Origin of the sequence: Sediminicola sp. 1XM1-17 (genome assembly GCF_037203765.1) — a bacterium.
Lineage (GTDB): Bacteria > Bacteroidota > Bacteroidia > Flavobacteriales > Flavobacteriaceae > Sediminicola.
Genome location: NZ_JBBCAS010000012.1, coordinates 32,176 through 47,846 on the forward strand (window position 1 = coordinate 32,176; position 15,671 = coordinate 47,846).

15 protein-coding genes are annotated in these 15,671 nt (G+C 40.3%); 9 read left to right on the plus strand and 6 right to left on the minus strand.

Annotation, left to right across the window (positions count from 1 at the left end):
- Positions 1-136: 136 nt before the first annotated feature.
- Together WAA86_RS14660 and WAA86_RS14665 are read left to right on the plus strand one after the other, a co-directional pair.
- Positions 137-772: an intradiol ring-cleavage dioxygenase gene (locus WAA86_RS14660; protein WP_337301770.1), complete on the plus strand. Its 636-nt coding sequence runs from the start codon at positions 137-139 to the stop codon at positions 770-772.
- A 20-nt stretch (positions 773-792) separates the two neighbouring features.
- Positions 793-1,161: a DUF2200 domain-containing protein gene (locus WAA86_RS14665; RefSeq protein ID WP_337301771.1), complete on the plus strand. Its 369-nt coding sequence runs from the start codon at positions 793-795 to the stop codon at positions 1,159-1,161.
- 214 nt (positions 1,162-1,375) lie between these two features.
- On the opposite strand, the gene WAA86_RS14670 is transcribed toward WAA86_RS14665, so the two are convergent.
- The 4 genes from WAA86_RS14670 to WAA86_RS14685 form a co-directional block, all read right to left on the minus strand.
- Entirely contained in the window at positions 1,376-2,233 is an 858-nt protein-coding gene (locus tag WAA86_RS14670; RefSeq protein WP_337301772.1) for a universal stress protein, read from the minus strand.
- Entirely contained in the window at positions 2,230-3,867 is a 1,638-nt protein-coding gene (locus tag WAA86_RS14675) for a BCCT family transporter (protein WP_337301773.1), read from the minus strand. The genes WAA86_RS14670 and WAA86_RS14675 overlap by 4 nt, the downstream gene beginning before the upstream one ends.
- Before the next feature lie 66 nt (positions 3,868-3,933).
- On the minus strand, positions 3,934-5,004 hold the full coding sequence (locus tag WAA86_RS14680) for a hypothetical protein (protein ID WP_337301774.1): 1,071 nt from the start codon (positions 5,002-5,004) through the stop codon (positions 3,934-3,936).
- Between the two features lie 361 nt (positions 5,005-5,365).
- Positions 5,366-6,061, minus strand: a complete 696-nt coding sequence (locus tag WAA86_RS14685) for a class I SAM-dependent methyltransferase (RefSeq protein WP_337301775.1) — start codon at positions 6,059-6,061, stop codon at positions 5,366-5,368.
- A gap of 324 nt (positions 6,062-6,385) precedes the next feature.
- Between WAA86_RS14685 and WAA86_RS14690 the strand changes: the two genes are divergently transcribed.
- Positions 6,386-7,621, plus strand: a complete 1,236-nt coding sequence (locus WAA86_RS14690) for a porin (RefSeq protein ID WP_337301776.1) — start codon at positions 6,386-6,388, stop codon at positions 7,619-7,621.
- Positions 7,622-7,684: 63 nt separating this feature from the next.
- On the plus strand, positions 7,685-8,128 hold the full coding sequence (locus WAA86_RS14695) for a hypothetical protein (RefSeq protein WP_337301777.1): 444 nt from the start codon (positions 7,685-7,687) through the stop codon (positions 8,126-8,128).
- Between the two features lie 223 nt (positions 8,129-8,351).
- Here WAA86_RS14695 and WAA86_RS14700 read toward each other — a convergent pair whose 3' ends face one another.
- Entirely contained in the window at positions 8,352-9,581 is a 1,230-nt protein-coding gene (locus WAA86_RS14700; protein WP_337301778.1) for an APC family permease, read from the minus strand.
- A 260-nt stretch (positions 9,582-9,841) separates the two neighbouring features.
- Here WAA86_RS14700 and WAA86_RS14705 point away from each other — a divergent pair, with 260 nt between their 5' ends.
- From WAA86_RS14705 to WAA86_RS14720, 4 genes are all read left to right on the plus strand, one after another.
- Positions 9,842-11,245 carry a hypothetical protein gene (locus WAA86_RS14705; protein WP_337301779.1) on the plus strand — a complete coding sequence of 468 codons (1,404 nt, stop codon included), beginning with the start codon at positions 9,842-9,844 and terminating at the stop codon, positions 11,243-11,245.
- A 98-nt stretch (positions 11,246-11,343) separates the two neighbouring features.
- Complete coding sequence (locus WAA86_RS14710) at positions 11,344-11,961, plus strand: dihydrofolate reductase family protein (protein WP_337301780.1); 618 nt, start codon at positions 11,344-11,346, stop codon at positions 11,959-11,961.
- 109 nt (positions 11,962-12,070) lie between these two features.
- On the plus strand, positions 12,071-12,277 hold the full coding sequence (locus WAA86_RS14715) for a DNA alkylation repair protein (RefSeq protein WP_337301781.1): 207 nt from the start codon (positions 12,071-12,073) through the stop codon (positions 12,275-12,277).
- Positions 12,278-12,298: 21 nt separating this feature from the next.
- The gene (locus WAA86_RS14720) at positions 12,299-12,814 is read left to right on the plus strand and encodes a hypothetical protein (RefSeq protein WP_337301782.1); all 516 of its coding nucleotides are present in this window, start codon (positions 12,299-12,301) and stop codon (positions 12,812-12,814) included.
- Positions 12,815-12,866: 52 nt separating this feature from the next.
- On the opposite strand, the gene WAA86_RS14725 is transcribed toward WAA86_RS14720, so the two are convergent.
- On the minus strand, positions 12,867-14,171 hold the full coding sequence (locus WAA86_RS14725; RefSeq protein WP_337301783.1) for a serine hydrolase domain-containing protein: 1,305 nt from the start codon (positions 14,169-14,171) through the stop codon (positions 12,867-12,869).
- Between the two features lie 220 nt (positions 14,172-14,391).
- Between WAA86_RS14725 and WAA86_RS14730 the strand changes: the two genes are divergently transcribed.
- On the plus strand, positions 14,392-15,654 hold the full coding sequence (locus tag WAA86_RS14730; RefSeq protein ID WP_337301784.1) for an aminotransferase class V-fold PLP-dependent enzyme: 1,263 nt from the start codon (positions 14,392-14,394) through the stop codon (positions 15,652-15,654).
- Positions 15,655-15,671: the final 17 nt, after the last annotated feature.

A 15,671-nucleotide genomic window follows, 5' to 3' on the forward strand; every position in this document is an offset into this window, starting at 1 on the left:
CGGCCCTAGATCCGTTTACCACAAACCAAAAGTTTTTGTAACTTGAAAAACGGTTAAACACAAAATCTTTCGGAATTACATCATTTAACATCGAAGGAATCTTGGTTTATATGTTATGATATTTTAAAATACCTAAATGATGAAGACTTGTATCGGACTATTATTTGTGCTGTTGAGTATGGGTTCTTGCAAGGGACAATCTGATGAGACTACTAAAAATCAAAAAGTTGGAGGACCATGTGAGGATTGTGAGGCAGCCTTGGACTATCAGGTATTGAAAATAGATCCTACACCCATTGATACCTTGGAAGGTTTTAAAAACACTGATCCCAAAATAAAAATCACAGGTACGGTTTTAAAACCAGATGGTAAAACACCGGCCGACAATGTAATATTATATGTCTACCAGACTAGTCGAGCTGGCATTTATGAACCTAGCATTAATCCAGTTGGATGGGAGAAAAGGCACGGGAAATTCCGCGGATGGATGAAAACAGGTACTGATGGTAGATACACATTCTACACCTTTAGACCTGCACCCTATCCCGATGGTCGGGAACCTGCACATATTCATCTCTACATTAAGGAAGCAGATAAAAATCCGTATTATGTGGATAATTATTTGTTCAGTGATGACCCCATATTGAGGGAAAAAGAAAAGGAAGATCTTGACAATAGAGGAGGGCCTGGCATTGTAACTTTTGAAGAAAAGGACGGGATATTAACAGCCCATCGCGATATTTTTTTGGGTCTTAACATCCCTGATTATTAACATACAAACCTTGGAATAGTATGAAAACCACACCAGAACATGATGAGCGTATGGCAAAAATGACCTTTGCTTCGGTCTATCCACACTATATCAACAAAGTGGAGCGTAAAGACCGAACCGTTGAAGAATTACATGAGGTAATTGAATGGCTAACGGGCTTTGATGACAAAAAACTACAAGAACTGATCGAAGAAAAAGTGACCTTTGAGACCTTTTTTGCAAAGGCTCAAATGAACCCTAACGCCAACCTGATCAAGGGGGTGATATGTGGCTATCGGATAGAGGACATTGAAAACCCCGTAACAAGACAAGTGAGGTATCTGGACAAGTTGGTGGACGAACTTGCCAAGGGCAGGAAAATGGAAAAGATTTTACGTAGCGCACAGTAACAGACGTGCACACCAAAGCCATTAAAATGGAATGGGTAACCACGGCTTCCAAACAATGTTCAGTGCTATTTGCACCATCATCGAGATCCAAAAACATCTTCAATTAAAGTAACGCCAACCTATGATAACCATGGTACTTACCACAAAATTTCTACCATGCTGGAGTAATGGAACCACTATAGTTCATCGAGGCATTGTATCTCGTTCAAAACCACTACTTCACAATCCATAAAGGGACGTCCGATTCCTGATTAAAAAGCTCCTCTGTAACACTTCCCACCAATAAGGATGAAAAGGTGTTTCTTCCTTTGTCTGCCACAATAAGGAGATCTATTTTTGATGTTTTGGCTTTGATACGCAGTTTTTCCGCTACGCCACTATCTCTTCCAGGAATTATTTCTGAAGTCAATTGCCCCTTGAACCCTATCTTCTTAATGTACTTCTCATATTTTTCCTTTAAATGATTTTCTATTTTCAAATCCAAATGTTCCTTAGGTATGTAGGGGGAAAATTGAACTGGCACATTATAAACATGTACCGCTTTTACAGTGGCCATTGTTGCCCTTTGTAGATTTTCAGCCACTTCGAAAACCTTATGGGAGGCACTTGAAAAATCTGTTCCCGCCCAAATATTGGTAATGGCCGGTTGGGCACCTTCCGGAATGGATAGTATATTGCATTTTAGCAGACGTAATAATTTTCCACTGACGATACCAGTTCCTTTATCCTTGTTCTTTTTTCCGATCAAAGCCAGCTGTACTTCATACTTATTGACAATATAATTGATCAGGGATTCAGAATATGGGTCTTCTGATATCAGTACTTCCCAAGGTACCGTAGCGGTAAATTTTTCAGTTACCTTTTCATTCAGCTCATCACCTATCAATTCGTCGAGATTAAGGTCTCGCAACTGTTCCTCAAATAATTCTGAGATCTCGTATTTTTTAATATTATGTACAAAGTATACTTTTTCGGCCTTAAGGGTTTCCGCAATAAAAGATGCGTACGCTATCAAAGTACCATCGATATCCGAAAGATCCAAGGCGACCAATATGTTCTTTATGCTATTCATTCTTGGTGCTTTTTAATGTTGTTTTCCGATTTGATATTTCGCTTTTTAACGATTTCAGATACTATTTCCTCATAATTTTCCAATTCCTTTTGGGACTCCCGCTTCTTGAGTTTGCCTAGATCTTCCCTTAAGCCTTTGTAAAGGGAGAAGCACATAACTATCAAAATCATTGCAAAAGGCAATCCTGTGACTATGGTCGCCGTTTGCAGTGCCTGTAGTCCCCCGCCTATAAGAAGTACCGCCGCAACAGCACCTTCCGAAAGCGCCCAGAAAATTCTTTGGCCTACAGGTGCATCAATTTTTCCGCCCGATGTTAGATTATCGATCACCAAGGATCCAGAATCAGAAGAAGTTATAAAGAATCCTGATATTAGAATAATAGCGATAATATTAAGAACGAATGCAAAAGGATAGTCTTCCAAAAACACAAAGAGTGCCGTAGCTACATTATCATTTACCGCATTTATTATGGACTCATTTCCAAGAAGTGCCTGTTGTAAGGATGAACTTCCAAAAGCGGAGATCCAAAAAAATGTCACAATGGAGGGCACTAACAAAACCCCCAGAATAAATTCCCTCAAGGTTCGGCCTTTTGATATACGGGCAATGAACATTCCAACAAAAGGAGACCAGGCGATCCACCATCCCCAGTAAAAAACAGTCCATGCATTTTGCCAATCGGTACCCGTATAACTTTCTGTCCAGGTGGCAATTTCAAGAAAACCTGATAGATAATTTCCCGTATTTTGAACAAACGATTTAAAGACGAATATGGTTGGCCCCAAGATCAATACCACAATAAGGAACAATACTGCTATCCTCATATTCCATTCACTCAGTACCCTAACGCCCTTATCCACACCCAAAACAACGGATACGGTAGCTATAGCACTTATTCCGGCTATCAGCATAACTTGCGTTTGTACACCGCTATCAATTCCGAAGAGGTGGTTTAATCCCGCGGCAATTTGCTGAACGCCCATACCCAAGGAAGTAGCTAGACCGAACAGCGTTGCAAGCACTGCGAAGATGTCAATGGCATCCCCTATTTTTCCATAAATCTTATCTCCTAAAAACGGGTAAAAAATAGACCTGATGGTCAATGGTAGACCTCGGGAATATGTAAAATATGCCAGGGACAATCCTACCAAGGCGTAGACGGCCCAGGCATGGAACCCCCAGTGCAGGAAGGTAAATTTCATGGCTTCCTTTGCTGCCTCGGCAGTTCCGCCTTCTGCCATGGGCGGACTCAGGAAGTGATAAATAGGTTCTGAAATACTCCAGAACAACAGTCCGATTCCCATTCCTGCACTAAAAAGCATGGCAAACCACGATAAGGTTTTAAATTCGGGTTTGGCATTTTGTCCCCCGATCCGCAACTGCCCAAATTTACTCAGGGCCAGATAGACCATAAATATGAGAAAAACATTAACGCTCAATATATAGAACCAACCCGCCTTGTCTGCCACAAAATCTTGGGTGGCAGTAAAGTACTGCTCTGCGTGGTCTTTGAACATCAGCGTTAACGCAATAATGATGATAATGATGATAGCCGATGTAAAAAATACAGGTCCATTCACATCCAATCCAAAAATGGATTTCCGCTCATCACTTCTTATAATTTTCTTAGCCATAAAATATATTGTTTTTAATGTAATTCATTTCTATGTGCATCCAAAACGCTCTGTATGGTATCTACTCTAAAAATAGTAGCCTATATTTATATTGAACCTCGCCTCCCATTTGGCATCTGGGTTCCCTACAGAAAAATCATCCACAAAATTTCCGCCCAACCAAGAATGATTGTACCCGGCAGCATAGTCAATATAGGTATATACATTTCCCGCAGTAACCAAAACACCCGTTACATTCATAAGGGAATCATTAAATCCGGACGCTTTTTTCTGCATAAAGGCAAAATCATTGTAAAACTGTAGATTGGAAATAGGTCCCCAGGAAACGGGCACATCTCTAGAGACTGCCAAAGAATACATATTAAAATCTGCAGCCACTTCATAAGGTACGCCATAAGCGGCCATCATCACAATATCTTTAGATTCCCCTTCGGCATTTTCGGGGTTATGTGTGCCAGTAAGAAGCTGTGCCTTTCCATTCCATTTCCCTTGATATATTTCATAATGGGCCGCAAATGCACTGTGATTCCCCATTTCTTGGGTATCCAGGTTATACAGTCCGCCATATTGCAGGGAAACCCCTAATCTATTTGAAGCTTCCTTTCCGAATTTGTACAATAACTTGCCGTTGAATTGGTTAACTTCTTTGTTCCTGCCAGTAATATCATAAGAATACCTATTGGGGGAAGTTTCTGTATTGTTTCCAAATCTCAATTCTTCTGCATTCTTGAAGAAGGCCAGTTGATATTCAAATTTCTCACCGGAGTGCATGTATTTTATTCCCATATCATGGTCATCTTCCAATCCTACGTAATATGTCAGATTGAAAAACCAGTTGTGGGAATTGTACTGTTGAATTCCGAAAGGGACCTGTGTTAACCCCAGGTGTATCTGATCCATTTCATTGAATTTGTACCCTACCCAACCCTGCTTTAAAAAACCACCTCCAAAAGCTTCAGAATACAATCTGTATTCTACATTCAGAAATACTTCTTTGTAAGCAGCTTCGGCATTGACCCTGAACATATCATATCCAAAATCACCCCCTCGTTTTTTCTGCCCTTCTTTCCAAGAGGATAAATTATAGTTAAAGCGCAGCGCTCCCCCAAGTTTAAGTTCCGGCTTTTCCTGCGCCATAATAGGACATATAAGCAACAGGGCAAGGAACGCCGGCCAGATTTTTTTTGGGTAATGAAAATGAGTAATTTTCTCTAACATAGAGTGGTTTTTTTTAGGATGCGTAAACAAGTGAATTTATTTTATTGCACCGAAAATATCGGACAATTGTAGGCTAAGGCAACGGTACGGATACATCTAAGAGATCAGTTCTGCAAGCTATGTTAAAATAAAGTTTTGGGTTGACTCATATGATTTAAAAATTTCACTTATGGTAACCAAACTTGAATATGTATGGTCCAACAAAAACCCCATCTACGGTTGCTTGGCCCAACAGATGAAAACATACATTTATTGGCACAGATATCAATATAGTTAAAGCCTAAAAAATGTGATACAGCGTGGTCACAACCACCCCTATTCCGTCGTTTAACTTCAGGAGCAACAATTCTTTCACATCTTGTACCTCAAAATTAAACGGTGGGGCCAAAAGGTCCACGCCACTTTGCTTTTTAATTCTAATACCCTGTCCCGAAATAATATCCTTATTGGGCACAAAAATCCCTTCAGGCACATGTTCCGTGACAATGGCATATTTAAAATTGGTCAACTTCAGCAGAATACTCTGTATTTCGGCATTGGATAGATGTTGGAGCACTTGTCTTACTATAGCAACATCCCCTGCAGGCAGTTCGTCTTTTGCAATATCCAAACAATGGAATTCCAAGTTATCGTCTTTAAAGGTTTCTTTGTTGCGTACAATAAGCTCCGGTACAATATCCACCGCTACATACTGCTTGGAATACTTTACCAATTCTTTGCCCACATTAAAATCGCCACAACCTAAATCACATACTGTGAGTGGACTATCAAAAGACCTTAGAAACGATGTTAAAACATCAATATATGGATTTACCAGATCGGGAAGATGCGAACCTTCCCCTGAATAAAAATTTGCCGAATTGCCTCCCCAAAGTTTCATTTGATAGATCTGCTCCATAACCTTTTTGGTTGGCCATGGCTCTTTTTTTCTTTTGGACCCCGCAACTTTTTTCATCTTAATACTTCCATGGTTCATTCCGCATTATTAAATCATCATAAAAGGCAAAAACATTTCCTATAAAGTTACAAAGCCTAGGTTAGAATATATGTACCGGCAGCAGCTAAATTCTGCAGTGCTATAGGAATACAAATCTTAAGGTATTTATAGGTATTCCTGATATATTCCAAGATCTTTTTCGGTTCAAAATCCCATCTCAACACCCTATGACCGACCTAATAATCGCATGTAAAACCACCCCCAAACACCTGTCTAATAGGGCGATAAAACATAACATTAACTTAATATTGGAAATTCAAATTGCGAACTATATTCGCCCAATTTTAAAAAGATAAAATAATCATGAAATTCAAATATCGTATTACTGCATTACTGATCATCTTATTGGCATTGAATTCAAATGGCCAAACAGATACATTAAAAACTACCATTGAAAATAAAATTTTGCCGGCCAAAATCGATAAGAAATGGTATGAAAGCATCTCGTTGAGAGGCTACACCCAAGTGAGGTACAACAGACTCCTTGAAACAAACGAGAACTTAGGTTGTGAACAGTGCGATAGATCCTGGGGCAAGGATGGCGGATTTTTTCTTAGACGTATGCGTGTCATCCTATATGGGCAAATTAGCAATCGGGTTTACTTTTATGTACAACCAGACCTTGCCAGTAGTGCAAGTTCGGACAGGTTACATTTTGCACAACTTAGGGATGCTTATTTTGATATAGGTTTGGACAAGGACAATGAATATAGATTTAGAATTGGACAGAGTAAAATTCCATACGGATTTGAAAATATGCAATCGAGTCAGAATAGGATCGCTTTAGATCGTAATGATGCATTAAACAGTGCCTTTGCCAACGAAAGGGATTTGGGTATTTTCTTTTATTGGGCACCTAAAAAATATAGAGAACTGTTTTCTGATCTTGTACGATCAGGTCTAAAAGGAAGTGGGGATTATGGGGTATTTGGCTTCGGTGCGTTCAATGGACAAGCTGCCAACAATCCTGAAGCAAACAACAAACCCCATGTTGTGGCCAGAGTTACCTATCCTTTTAAGGTAAAAAATCAAATCCTTGAAGCCGGATTACAAGGGTATACAGGTCAATATGTACTTTCAAAAGCCAATTTAAGTACCGGTGTCCTAAATGCCAATGAAGATTTAAATTATTTAGATCAAAGAATAGCCGCATCTTTTATTATTTACCCAAAACCATTTGGATTTCAAACGGAATACAATATTGGAAAGGGGCCAGAATTCAATACTGCGACTTCTACCATAGAAAACTCCAATTTGGAAGGTGGTTACGCCCAGTTCATGTATAAATTGGATTTCAATGAACAGACCTTGATTCCCTTTGCAAAATACCAGTATTATGATGGTGGCAAGAAGCACGAAAGGGATGCTAGAAGTTATAATGTCAACGATTTTGAAATTGGTTTTGAATGGCAGCCTTTAAAAAACTTTGAATTAGTTGCAAATTATACCATTTCAAAAAGAAGGTACGAGGATTTTACAAAACCTGACAACTTACAGGAAGGGAACTTATTGAGGTTACAAGCGCAATTGAATTTTTAATACCACAAAATTGACAATAATTCCATACTCCAATCGTTTGGGTAGTAATCAAAATATCGTATTATGAAAAATTTTAAGATTATAAAGTCGCTTGCCCTTACAGTGATGGTAGTATTGTTTACAAGTTGCAGCAAGGACGATGATTCCTTTGTAAACGTTACTGTTAACGGGACCGTTCTTGAGGGAGATCGATCAGATTTCAATGGAGATATTGATGCGAGTTTTACAGGAAACGGAGGCTCAGCCAAGCGTTCTTTTATTTGGAACAACAACCTTAGAACAGCTGATTACAGTGCCGATATCACTGCTACCTCAGCAGGTGTATTTAGAATGATCGTAGCGGATTCTGAAGGATCCGTAGTACTTGATCGGACCATAAATGGTGCTACAGAACCAGATTCTATTGATGGGGTAACCTCATCCGGAACATCAGGAATTTGGACCGTGACCATTGAATTGACCAATTTTAAGGGCGATGGGAGTTTTTCTTTGAGTGAAGGCAATTAAACCACACCAATAAAACATGTAAGAACCCTGCCTTTTGGTGGGGTTCTTTTTTTTTGATATTTATTAGGACAGCCCGGAGCCCAATAGAATTTTGCGCTAATGGCCTAAGGCTATCCACAGCTAAATAAAAAATGGAAGTCGACACGGACGGGTGAACTTCACAGTGGTAAGTTCAATTCAATCTAGGATCGCCCACAGCATCTATATGTTCATGACCCCGCATTCAAAGTACCGCCAGTACTTTGTACAAAATAAAAACCACGCAAAGTACAGCAGCGGACAACGGCAGCAGAAACCTTCGATTCCGCCAACTCTGCTTCAAGCCCATATCCTTAATGGCCATCTTGGTTTGCGAGAGGTTTACAAGTGCAAATACGCTGATGATCACATAGCTGGTAGCATTGGCCAGTTGGACGATGGGAAAAAAAATGGCCAAAACAACAATCCCCAGAGCAATCACCAAGGTTGCCAGTACGGGAGTTCGATACTTCTTGTGTACCCGATGGAATACTTGGGGTGCGCTGTGCTGGCCTGCCATTCCATAGAGCACCCGGGAACCCATGATCACCTGGGCCAAAACTCCATTCAAAACTGCCACCAAGCTTATAAGGCTTATGATATAGGTATAATTTTCCCCTTTATTGGCTATGATGTCCGCCAGTGGGGCATTGGTAGTTGAAAGTTCGTTTAGGGGCAGTGCCAAGACGGCTACTACGGCCACAGCCACATACAGGAACAATGCTATGAACAAACTGCCCATTATAGCTACTGGCATGCTCTTTTTTGGGCTCTTGGCCTCCTCGGCCACGTTCGCCAAATCCTCAAAGCCCACAAATGCATAGAACGCCAGGAATGCACCCTGGAATACGGCAAATACATCATAACCACGGGCCTCAACGAACATTTGGGAAAACTGTGCAGCGAACTGCTCCAGATCTATCCCCGCCACAAAAATGACAAAAAGGAGTCCCCCTATTTCTACCAAGGTGATCAACCCGATCACATTCAACGATTCCCCAATACCCCAAATGGCCAGCAAACACAAGAGGGTCATACTGACCATAATGACCAATGCGTCGGGTATTTCTATAAACACGTCCAAATACCCCACAAACCCTTTGATAATGGCCGCAGCTGAAATAAACCCCGTAAAAATAACGCCCCAACCCACCAAAGTGGCCAAACGCTTTGATTTGAAGGCCTTATCCACATAGACTATTTCTCCTCCACTTTTGGGAAATCGCGGGGTAAGCAAGGAGTATGAGTACGCTGTCAATCCTGCCAAAACGCCGGCAATAAGAAAAGAAAGCGGAGCCAGTGTGCCTGCATAGCCGGCTACTTTACCCACCAAAACATAGATGCCCGCCCCAAGCATAGTTCCCACCCCATACAATAGAATTTGAATGGTTCCGAGTTGCTTCTTTAGCCCTACGACTTCCTTTTCATGTTGCATACCTTCCGAATTCCTATTAAGTTATGGCATGAACAAGGTAGAATTTTTATTCCCTATTTTTTCTGACGTAGCTCATAGGTAATATGCCAATAACCTAAGGGCCCGCGAATTTTAGGTTGACCAAAAGGTGTACTTTCTTTGTCAACCTATTTTTACAATCCTAAAGTTTTTGTAATTTATAGATATTCCGAACCCGATGTAACTGCAGGACTCTCTTTAAATAATTGAAAGCCCAACTGGTCGCAATTAAAAACAATGGAATGAGCCTAAGACAGCTTCTTTATCTAATTCTAATAGGTCTCGCCCCATCATGTGCCAACGAAACCAAGGAACAAAAATCAAATCCCGATCCATCCTTTGAAAAAATCTCCTACTATAAATACCCTGTGTCATCAAATGATTTGCCGTTCAAATTTAAGCTGACCTACTATTTTAATAATGGAGAGCCACATCGATGGATGGAATTGGACTCCCTTGGGCAAGTGACTACTGATTATATTTACGAATACGACAGTAGCTATATTCAAACAGGTGCCCGATACCGTGAAGATGGTGCTGTTAATTTCTCCATAGAAAAAGTAACCTTTAAAAATGATAGTACCAAGGTAACGGAATGGATCGATTCTGTTGGGCAGGTCTTTTATACGATGATAGACAACCTGAATAAGAATAAAAAAACATTCCGCGCCGAGTTTATCGGTGACAGGACCCATGGTTTTGATTCCACTTTTTATACGGACGAAGGATTTGAAAAAAGAATTTTTTTCACCAATACCAAAGGAAAAATATTTAATGACAGAAAATTTCAGTACGATTCAATAGACGAATACGGGGAGTGGGTCATTAGAAAAAAGGTGATTCACGATACCATTTCAGAGGTACAAGTTAGAGAGATCCATTATGACAAAAATTTTGTTTCACAAAATGGCAAATACTATGAAGGGCTCATATCCACTGGGGAATGGTCCGAGAATGTCATTAGTTTTTCTGGGGACGGATCTTTGTTGATTTTTACCAGAACATCTGATTGGGCCAACCAAAGCGGATATTTTGCCCATGCTAAAAATGGATTATTTACAGAAACTATTCCTATACGGGCATTGGACAGCATCTATAATGCATCTATCTCCCCCAATGGTGACAAGATTTTATACAGCACCAGAAAGAACAGCCAAGAAGAAATTTGGTTGTTAAAAAAAGCAAACGATTCATGGTCCAGCAAAATTAATTTAACTGAATCTTCCGGTATTGAGGGAGGATACTTCTATTGGCTAACCGAAATGGAGATATATTTTCAGACTTTGAAAAATAGCGGTGATCTTGCCCAAGCAAGATTGAAAGATGATATACTGACCATTGAGGACAATTTAACTGAATTGAATACAACACTGGGAACAGAGTTCAGTCCCTATGTAGATAAAGAAAAGCGCTTTATTATTTTTACGAGATACATGGAAGGAGATCAATCACAACAGGGTTTTTTTATAAGCTATAACTCAACCGGTCGAGACCATCCCACTTGGGGAAAACCAAAAAAAATAGGGATTTTACCCTACGGATGGAGCGCCTTTATCATCAATGATGGCAAACAATTTATTTATACGGATGGGGATGATATTTATGGTCTTCCAACAGAGAATATATTACATCATGAAATACCATAAACAATCATACTCTAAAACAAAGCCCTATATCTGGGTTAATTACAAAAGATCCATGGATGTTGTATTTTTAAAACCGGACGATAACAATACGCGATGCGATGGCACATTTAATTCTGAAAATGATAGGATATAAAAGCCTCAGCATCCAATTAAAGGCACGAAAGCTTACAATGAATAAAAAGAACAGCATTTACATAGCAACAAGTTTGGACGGTTTTATAGCGGACAAAAATGGAGGAATCGCATGGCTTGATAGCATTGCTATCCCTGAAAATGAGGACATGGGCTATTTGGCGTTTATGGAAGACATTGATGCCCTCGTCATGGGCCGGGTTACTTTTGAAACGGTATTGGGCTTCGATGTGGTTTGGCCCTATACAAAGCCTGTGTTCGTGCTTAGCAATACTTTAAAAGAAATCCCAGAAAGTCATCAAGGAAAAGCATACCTGGTCAAAGGTACATTGCCTGTAATTTTAGAACAGATCCATCAAAAAGGATATAAACGCCTTTATATAGATGGTGGCACAACTATTCAGAGCTTTTTAAAAAAAGATCTCATTGACGAGATGATCATTACCACCTTCCCAATTCTTTTGGGAGGCGGCACATCTTTGTTTGCTGATCTGCCCAAAGCAATGGATTTTGAATTGGTTGAATCCAAGGTGTATTTTGATCACCTGCTTCAACACCATTTTAGACGGAAGAGGGAAAATTAAAACATATAATACCATCAATAAAATCCTTACCTCAACCATTTCAATACACTCCAAAAGATTTTGTATTTTACGTACGATATCGAACTATAACCAAGTTCAAAAAATTTAAATGCTTAACCGAAATAGACGCAGAACTGCCAATACCATGACATCAAAAGAAATATTACAGGAGCTTGAAGCCTTCGGAGACGAACAGACCAAAAATACCTTGATGAATCACGGTGCAAAGGAGCCCTTTTTTGGTGTCAAGGTCCAAGATTTGAAGAAAATTCTAAAAAAGACAAAGAAAAACCACGAGCTTTCCTTGGAACTTTAAGCCACAGGAAATTCAGATGCCATGTATCTGGCAGGTCTAATGGCCGACGAAACGAAAATTACGAAGGCGCAATTGGAAGATTGGGTAGACAAAGCATATTGGTCCTACCTATCTGAATATGCGGTACCATGGGTTACCGCTGAAACCCCCTTCGGATTTGAACTAGGTCTCAATTGGATCAAATCGGATGAGGAAACTACCGCTTCTGCGGGTTGGGCGACCCTCGCCTATTTTGCGGCCGTTCGGGAGGATGAAAATTTGGATCTCATCGCCTATGGAAATTTACTTGATACTGTAAAAAAGGAGATTCACAGTGCCCAAAACCGGGTTAAATATACCATGAATGGCTTTGTGATCGCTGTAGCCACCTATATTGAAGCATTGACCCATAAGTCACAGCAGGTGGCCAAGGAAATAGGGAAGGTAACGGTTGATGTTGGCGGAACCGCCTGTAAAGTGCCGCTTGCCACCACATATATAGATAAAGTTATAGACAAAGGCAGCGTTGGCAAAAAACGAAAGACTGCCAGGTGCTAACCAGGTCAATCAAAAATTGACAACACTATAATTAATCAAGTTTTATATTCCCCTAAGAATTCGGTTTGGTCTTCGAACTGGTATTATGTGCCAATTTGGTGTCTTTCTTCTCATAGACCTTCTTTACGATCCTATGCAGGTCAGGGATCACTACTCTGGCGAGTTTGGAATTACTGTTCAGAAGCACACAGATACCAAGATCTGCCTCGGGAAATACCGCAATTTCATTTCTATAATTGTTCACACTGCCACCGTGGTGCCACATGGTTCTTTCCTGACGGGTTTCGTCTTCCATAAATTTATGGATCCTCCAACCAAAGCCATAGTAAGAAGTCAAATGTCCGGGCCAACGTTGGTAATACTTGCTGTTGCCCTTTATTTCCACAAAAGGATTAAAGGCTTCTGCCAAGGCCGACTTGTCCATCAATTCAGGGTTGTGACCCAATAAAAATCGCATCCATTTTCCCATATCAAGGGCACTGGCACTGATACCACCAGCGGCAATGGCATTGTAATAATTGTCATTCAACTGTAGCGTTCTCCAACTGTTCCTTCCTTGTGAGTGGGGAAGGGCAACATTATCAGCCTGTTCCAAGGATTCATAATCCATGGAGGTTGTGCACATGCCCAAAGGGTTAAAAAACTTGTTGCTCAAGGCTTCATCTATTTCTTGTCCTGTTACCTTGCGCATCATTTCGCCACAAAGGGCAAACATGGCATTCTGATAGCTGTAGGTCAATCCTGGTTTTGATATGGGCACCACATCTTTAAAACGTTTTGCGATGGAAGCCAATGGCAACCCTGCCTCAACTAGATTGGTATAACTGTGGTAAGGGGTGCCCGAAGTGTGTGACAATATATTGGCAAGTGTAATTTTTTCCGTGTTGTTCCTATCTCCCAACCGAAATTCCGGTATGAAGTCACTGACCTTATCTTCCCAATGCAATTTGCCCTCCTGCTTTAAATTAGCCGCCAAGACCCCTGCAAATCCTTTGGATAGTGAACCCAACCTAAAAATGGTTTCCCCATCAACCCCATCATTCAAGTTGATGTTCCTTTTACCAAAACCATCGGAAATGACAATGGAATCCTCCATTACGATGCTTACTCCGGCACCGACGATATCCCCTGAAGCAATAGCCTTATCAAAATAGGCCTTTACGGCATCCTTCAATTCCTGTTGGTGCAATTTATAAAGTTCCACCTCTTTCTGACTGATCAAGGTTTTTATCGGTTGAGATGTGGCAACGACCTTTTCATTGTCTTGAGAGGAAAAATTTTTAATACAAAAAAAGACCAATACAAATAGTGATATAATTAAAAGCGTAGGTCCTACTAAGATTTTGAATCTCCGCATGGGATAAAAATTTATTCGTTTGGGTTAAAAAATCGTGAATATAGGATTATCTACAATAATAAACGACGAATTACTTAGTTTTAGTACATAATTTATTAAGGTTCACATAGTTCATTATAAAAACACAGGTATATTCACATTGTTTGATGGCATATATCTGGACAAATCTTTAGGAATACCGATACTATTATTTCAGTATATTTATAGAAAAGCGGTGGATATGAAAAAACGTGATTTTCTAAAAAATATATCGTTGGCAGCATTGGGCGCACCATTCTTGGGTAGTGCTTTTGCTTCCTCCCTCAATGAAATATCACAGGTACCTGCAGAAAAATTGGCTTTAAGCGATGATTTTTGGTCAGAGGTCCGAAAAGATTACAAGCTCAAACCAGATTATATCAATCTAGAAAGCGGTTATTACAACATCATCCCTACCCCAACGCTCAATGCCCTTCACAAGAACATAGACATGGTGAATTATGAAGGCTCGTACTATATGCGTACTGTTCAATGGGAAAATAAAAAAAGGATGTCAGAAAAATTGGGCAACCTTATCGGAACCTCTGCAAAAAATGTCATCATAACCCGCAATACCACCGAATCTTTGAACATGGTCATAACCGGCATGTCTTGGGAAGCCGGAGATGAAGCGGTATATGCACTTCAAGATTACGGGGCCATGAAATTGATGTTCGAACAGGTTGCAGAACGCTACGGGACCATCAATAAGGTAATCTCCGTACCCAATCACCCTAATTCCGATGAAGAAATAGTTGCCCGATACGAAGAGGCTATTACCCCTAGGACAAAATTGCTCATGGTCTGCCATATGATCAATATTACCGGACAAATCTTACCGATTAAAAAGATTTGTCAGATGGCCCATTCCAAAGGGGTCAAAGTGATGGTCGATGGGGCCCATTGTGTGGGCCATTTTGAATTTAACATCAAGGATCTCGAATGCGATTTCTATGGGTCCAGCCTACACAAATGGTTGGCAGTTCCGCTTGGGACAGGTTTATTGTATGTAGCCGATGAGCATATTGATAGTATTTGGCCACTTTTTGCAGAGGATAAAAGAGAGGCAGGGGATATCTCAAGATTGAACCATACTGGGACTATACCCTTGTACCACGATTTGACCATCGAAAGCGCTATAGATTATTACAATATGCTGGGCGGCGCCAGAAAAGAGGCCCGTTTGAGATACCTACAGGAATATTGGACCAATAAAGTAAGAGATTACAAAGGAATCATAGTGAATACACCAATGGAATCTCAAAGGGCCTGTGGGATTGCCAATGTAGGTATTGACGGGATGGAACCGGACGTTTTGGCTAAAAAGCTTTTGGACCACTATAAGATATTTACCGTAGCCATTAAATATGCCAACGTACATGGCTGTAGGATTACTCCAAATGTATTTACAACAACCGCAGAACTGGATATTTTCGTCAATGCCCTAAAGGAAATGGCTGCATAAAATCATTGAAATAGACA

Bases quoted from the DNA above. Each gene is read 5' to 3' on its own strand.
- WAA86_RS14730 (WP_337301784.1), top strand. From the start codon at position 14,392: ATGAAAAAACGTGATTTTCTAAAAAATATATCGTTGGCAGCATTGGGC.
- WAA86_RS14715 (WP_337301781.1), top strand. From the start codon at position 12,071: ATGCTTAACCGAAATAGACGCAGAACTGCCAATACCATGACATCAAAA.
- WAA86_RS14690 (WP_337301776.1), top strand. From the start codon at position 6,386: ATGAAATTCAAATATCGTATTACTGCATTACTGATCATCTTATTGGCA.
- WAA86_RS14695 (WP_337301777.1), top strand. From the start codon at position 7,685: ATGAAAAATTTTAAGATTATAAAGTCGCTTGCCCTTACAGTGATGGTA.
- WAA86_RS14700 (WP_337301778.1), bottom strand. From the start codon at position 9,581: ATGCAACATGAAAAGGAAGTCGTAGGGCTAAAGAAGCAACTCGGAACC.
- WAA86_RS14720 (WP_337301782.1), top strand. From the start codon at position 12,299: ATGTATCTGGCAGGTCTAATGGCCGACGAAACGAAAATTACGAAGGCG.
- WAA86_RS14710 (WP_337301780.1), top strand. From the start codon at position 11,344: ATGGCACATTTAATTCTGAAAATGATAGGATATAAAAGCCTCAGCATC.
- WAA86_RS14660 (WP_337301770.1), top strand. From the start codon at position 137: ATGATGAAGACTTGTATCGGACTATTATTTGTGCTGTTGAGTATGGGT.
- WAA86_RS14705 (WP_337301779.1), top strand. From the start codon at position 9,842: ATGAGCCTAAGACAGCTTCTTTATCTAATTCTAATAGGTCTCGCCCCA.
- WAA86_RS14675 (WP_337301773.1), bottom strand. From the start codon at position 3,867: ATGGCTAAGAAAATTATAAGAAGTGATGAGCGGAAATCCATTTTTGGA.
- WAA86_RS14680 (WP_337301774.1), bottom strand. From the start codon at position 5,004: ATGGCGCAGGAAAAGCCGGAACTTAAACTTGGGGGAGCGCTGCGCTTT.
- WAA86_RS14665 (WP_337301771.1), top strand. From the start codon at position 793: ATGAAAACCACACCAGAACATGATGAGCGTATGGCAAAAATGACCTTT.
- WAA86_RS14725 (WP_337301783.1), bottom strand. From the start codon at position 14,171: ATGCGGAGATTCAAAATCTTAGTAGGACCTACGCTTTTAATTATATCA.
- WAA86_RS14670 (WP_337301772.1), bottom strand. From the start codon at position 2,233: ATGAATAGCATAAAGAACATATTGGTCGCCTTGGATCTTTCGGATATC.
- WAA86_RS14685 (WP_337301775.1), bottom strand. From the start codon at position 6,061: ATGAACCATGGAAGTATTAAGATGAAAAAAGTTGCGGGGTCCAAAAGA.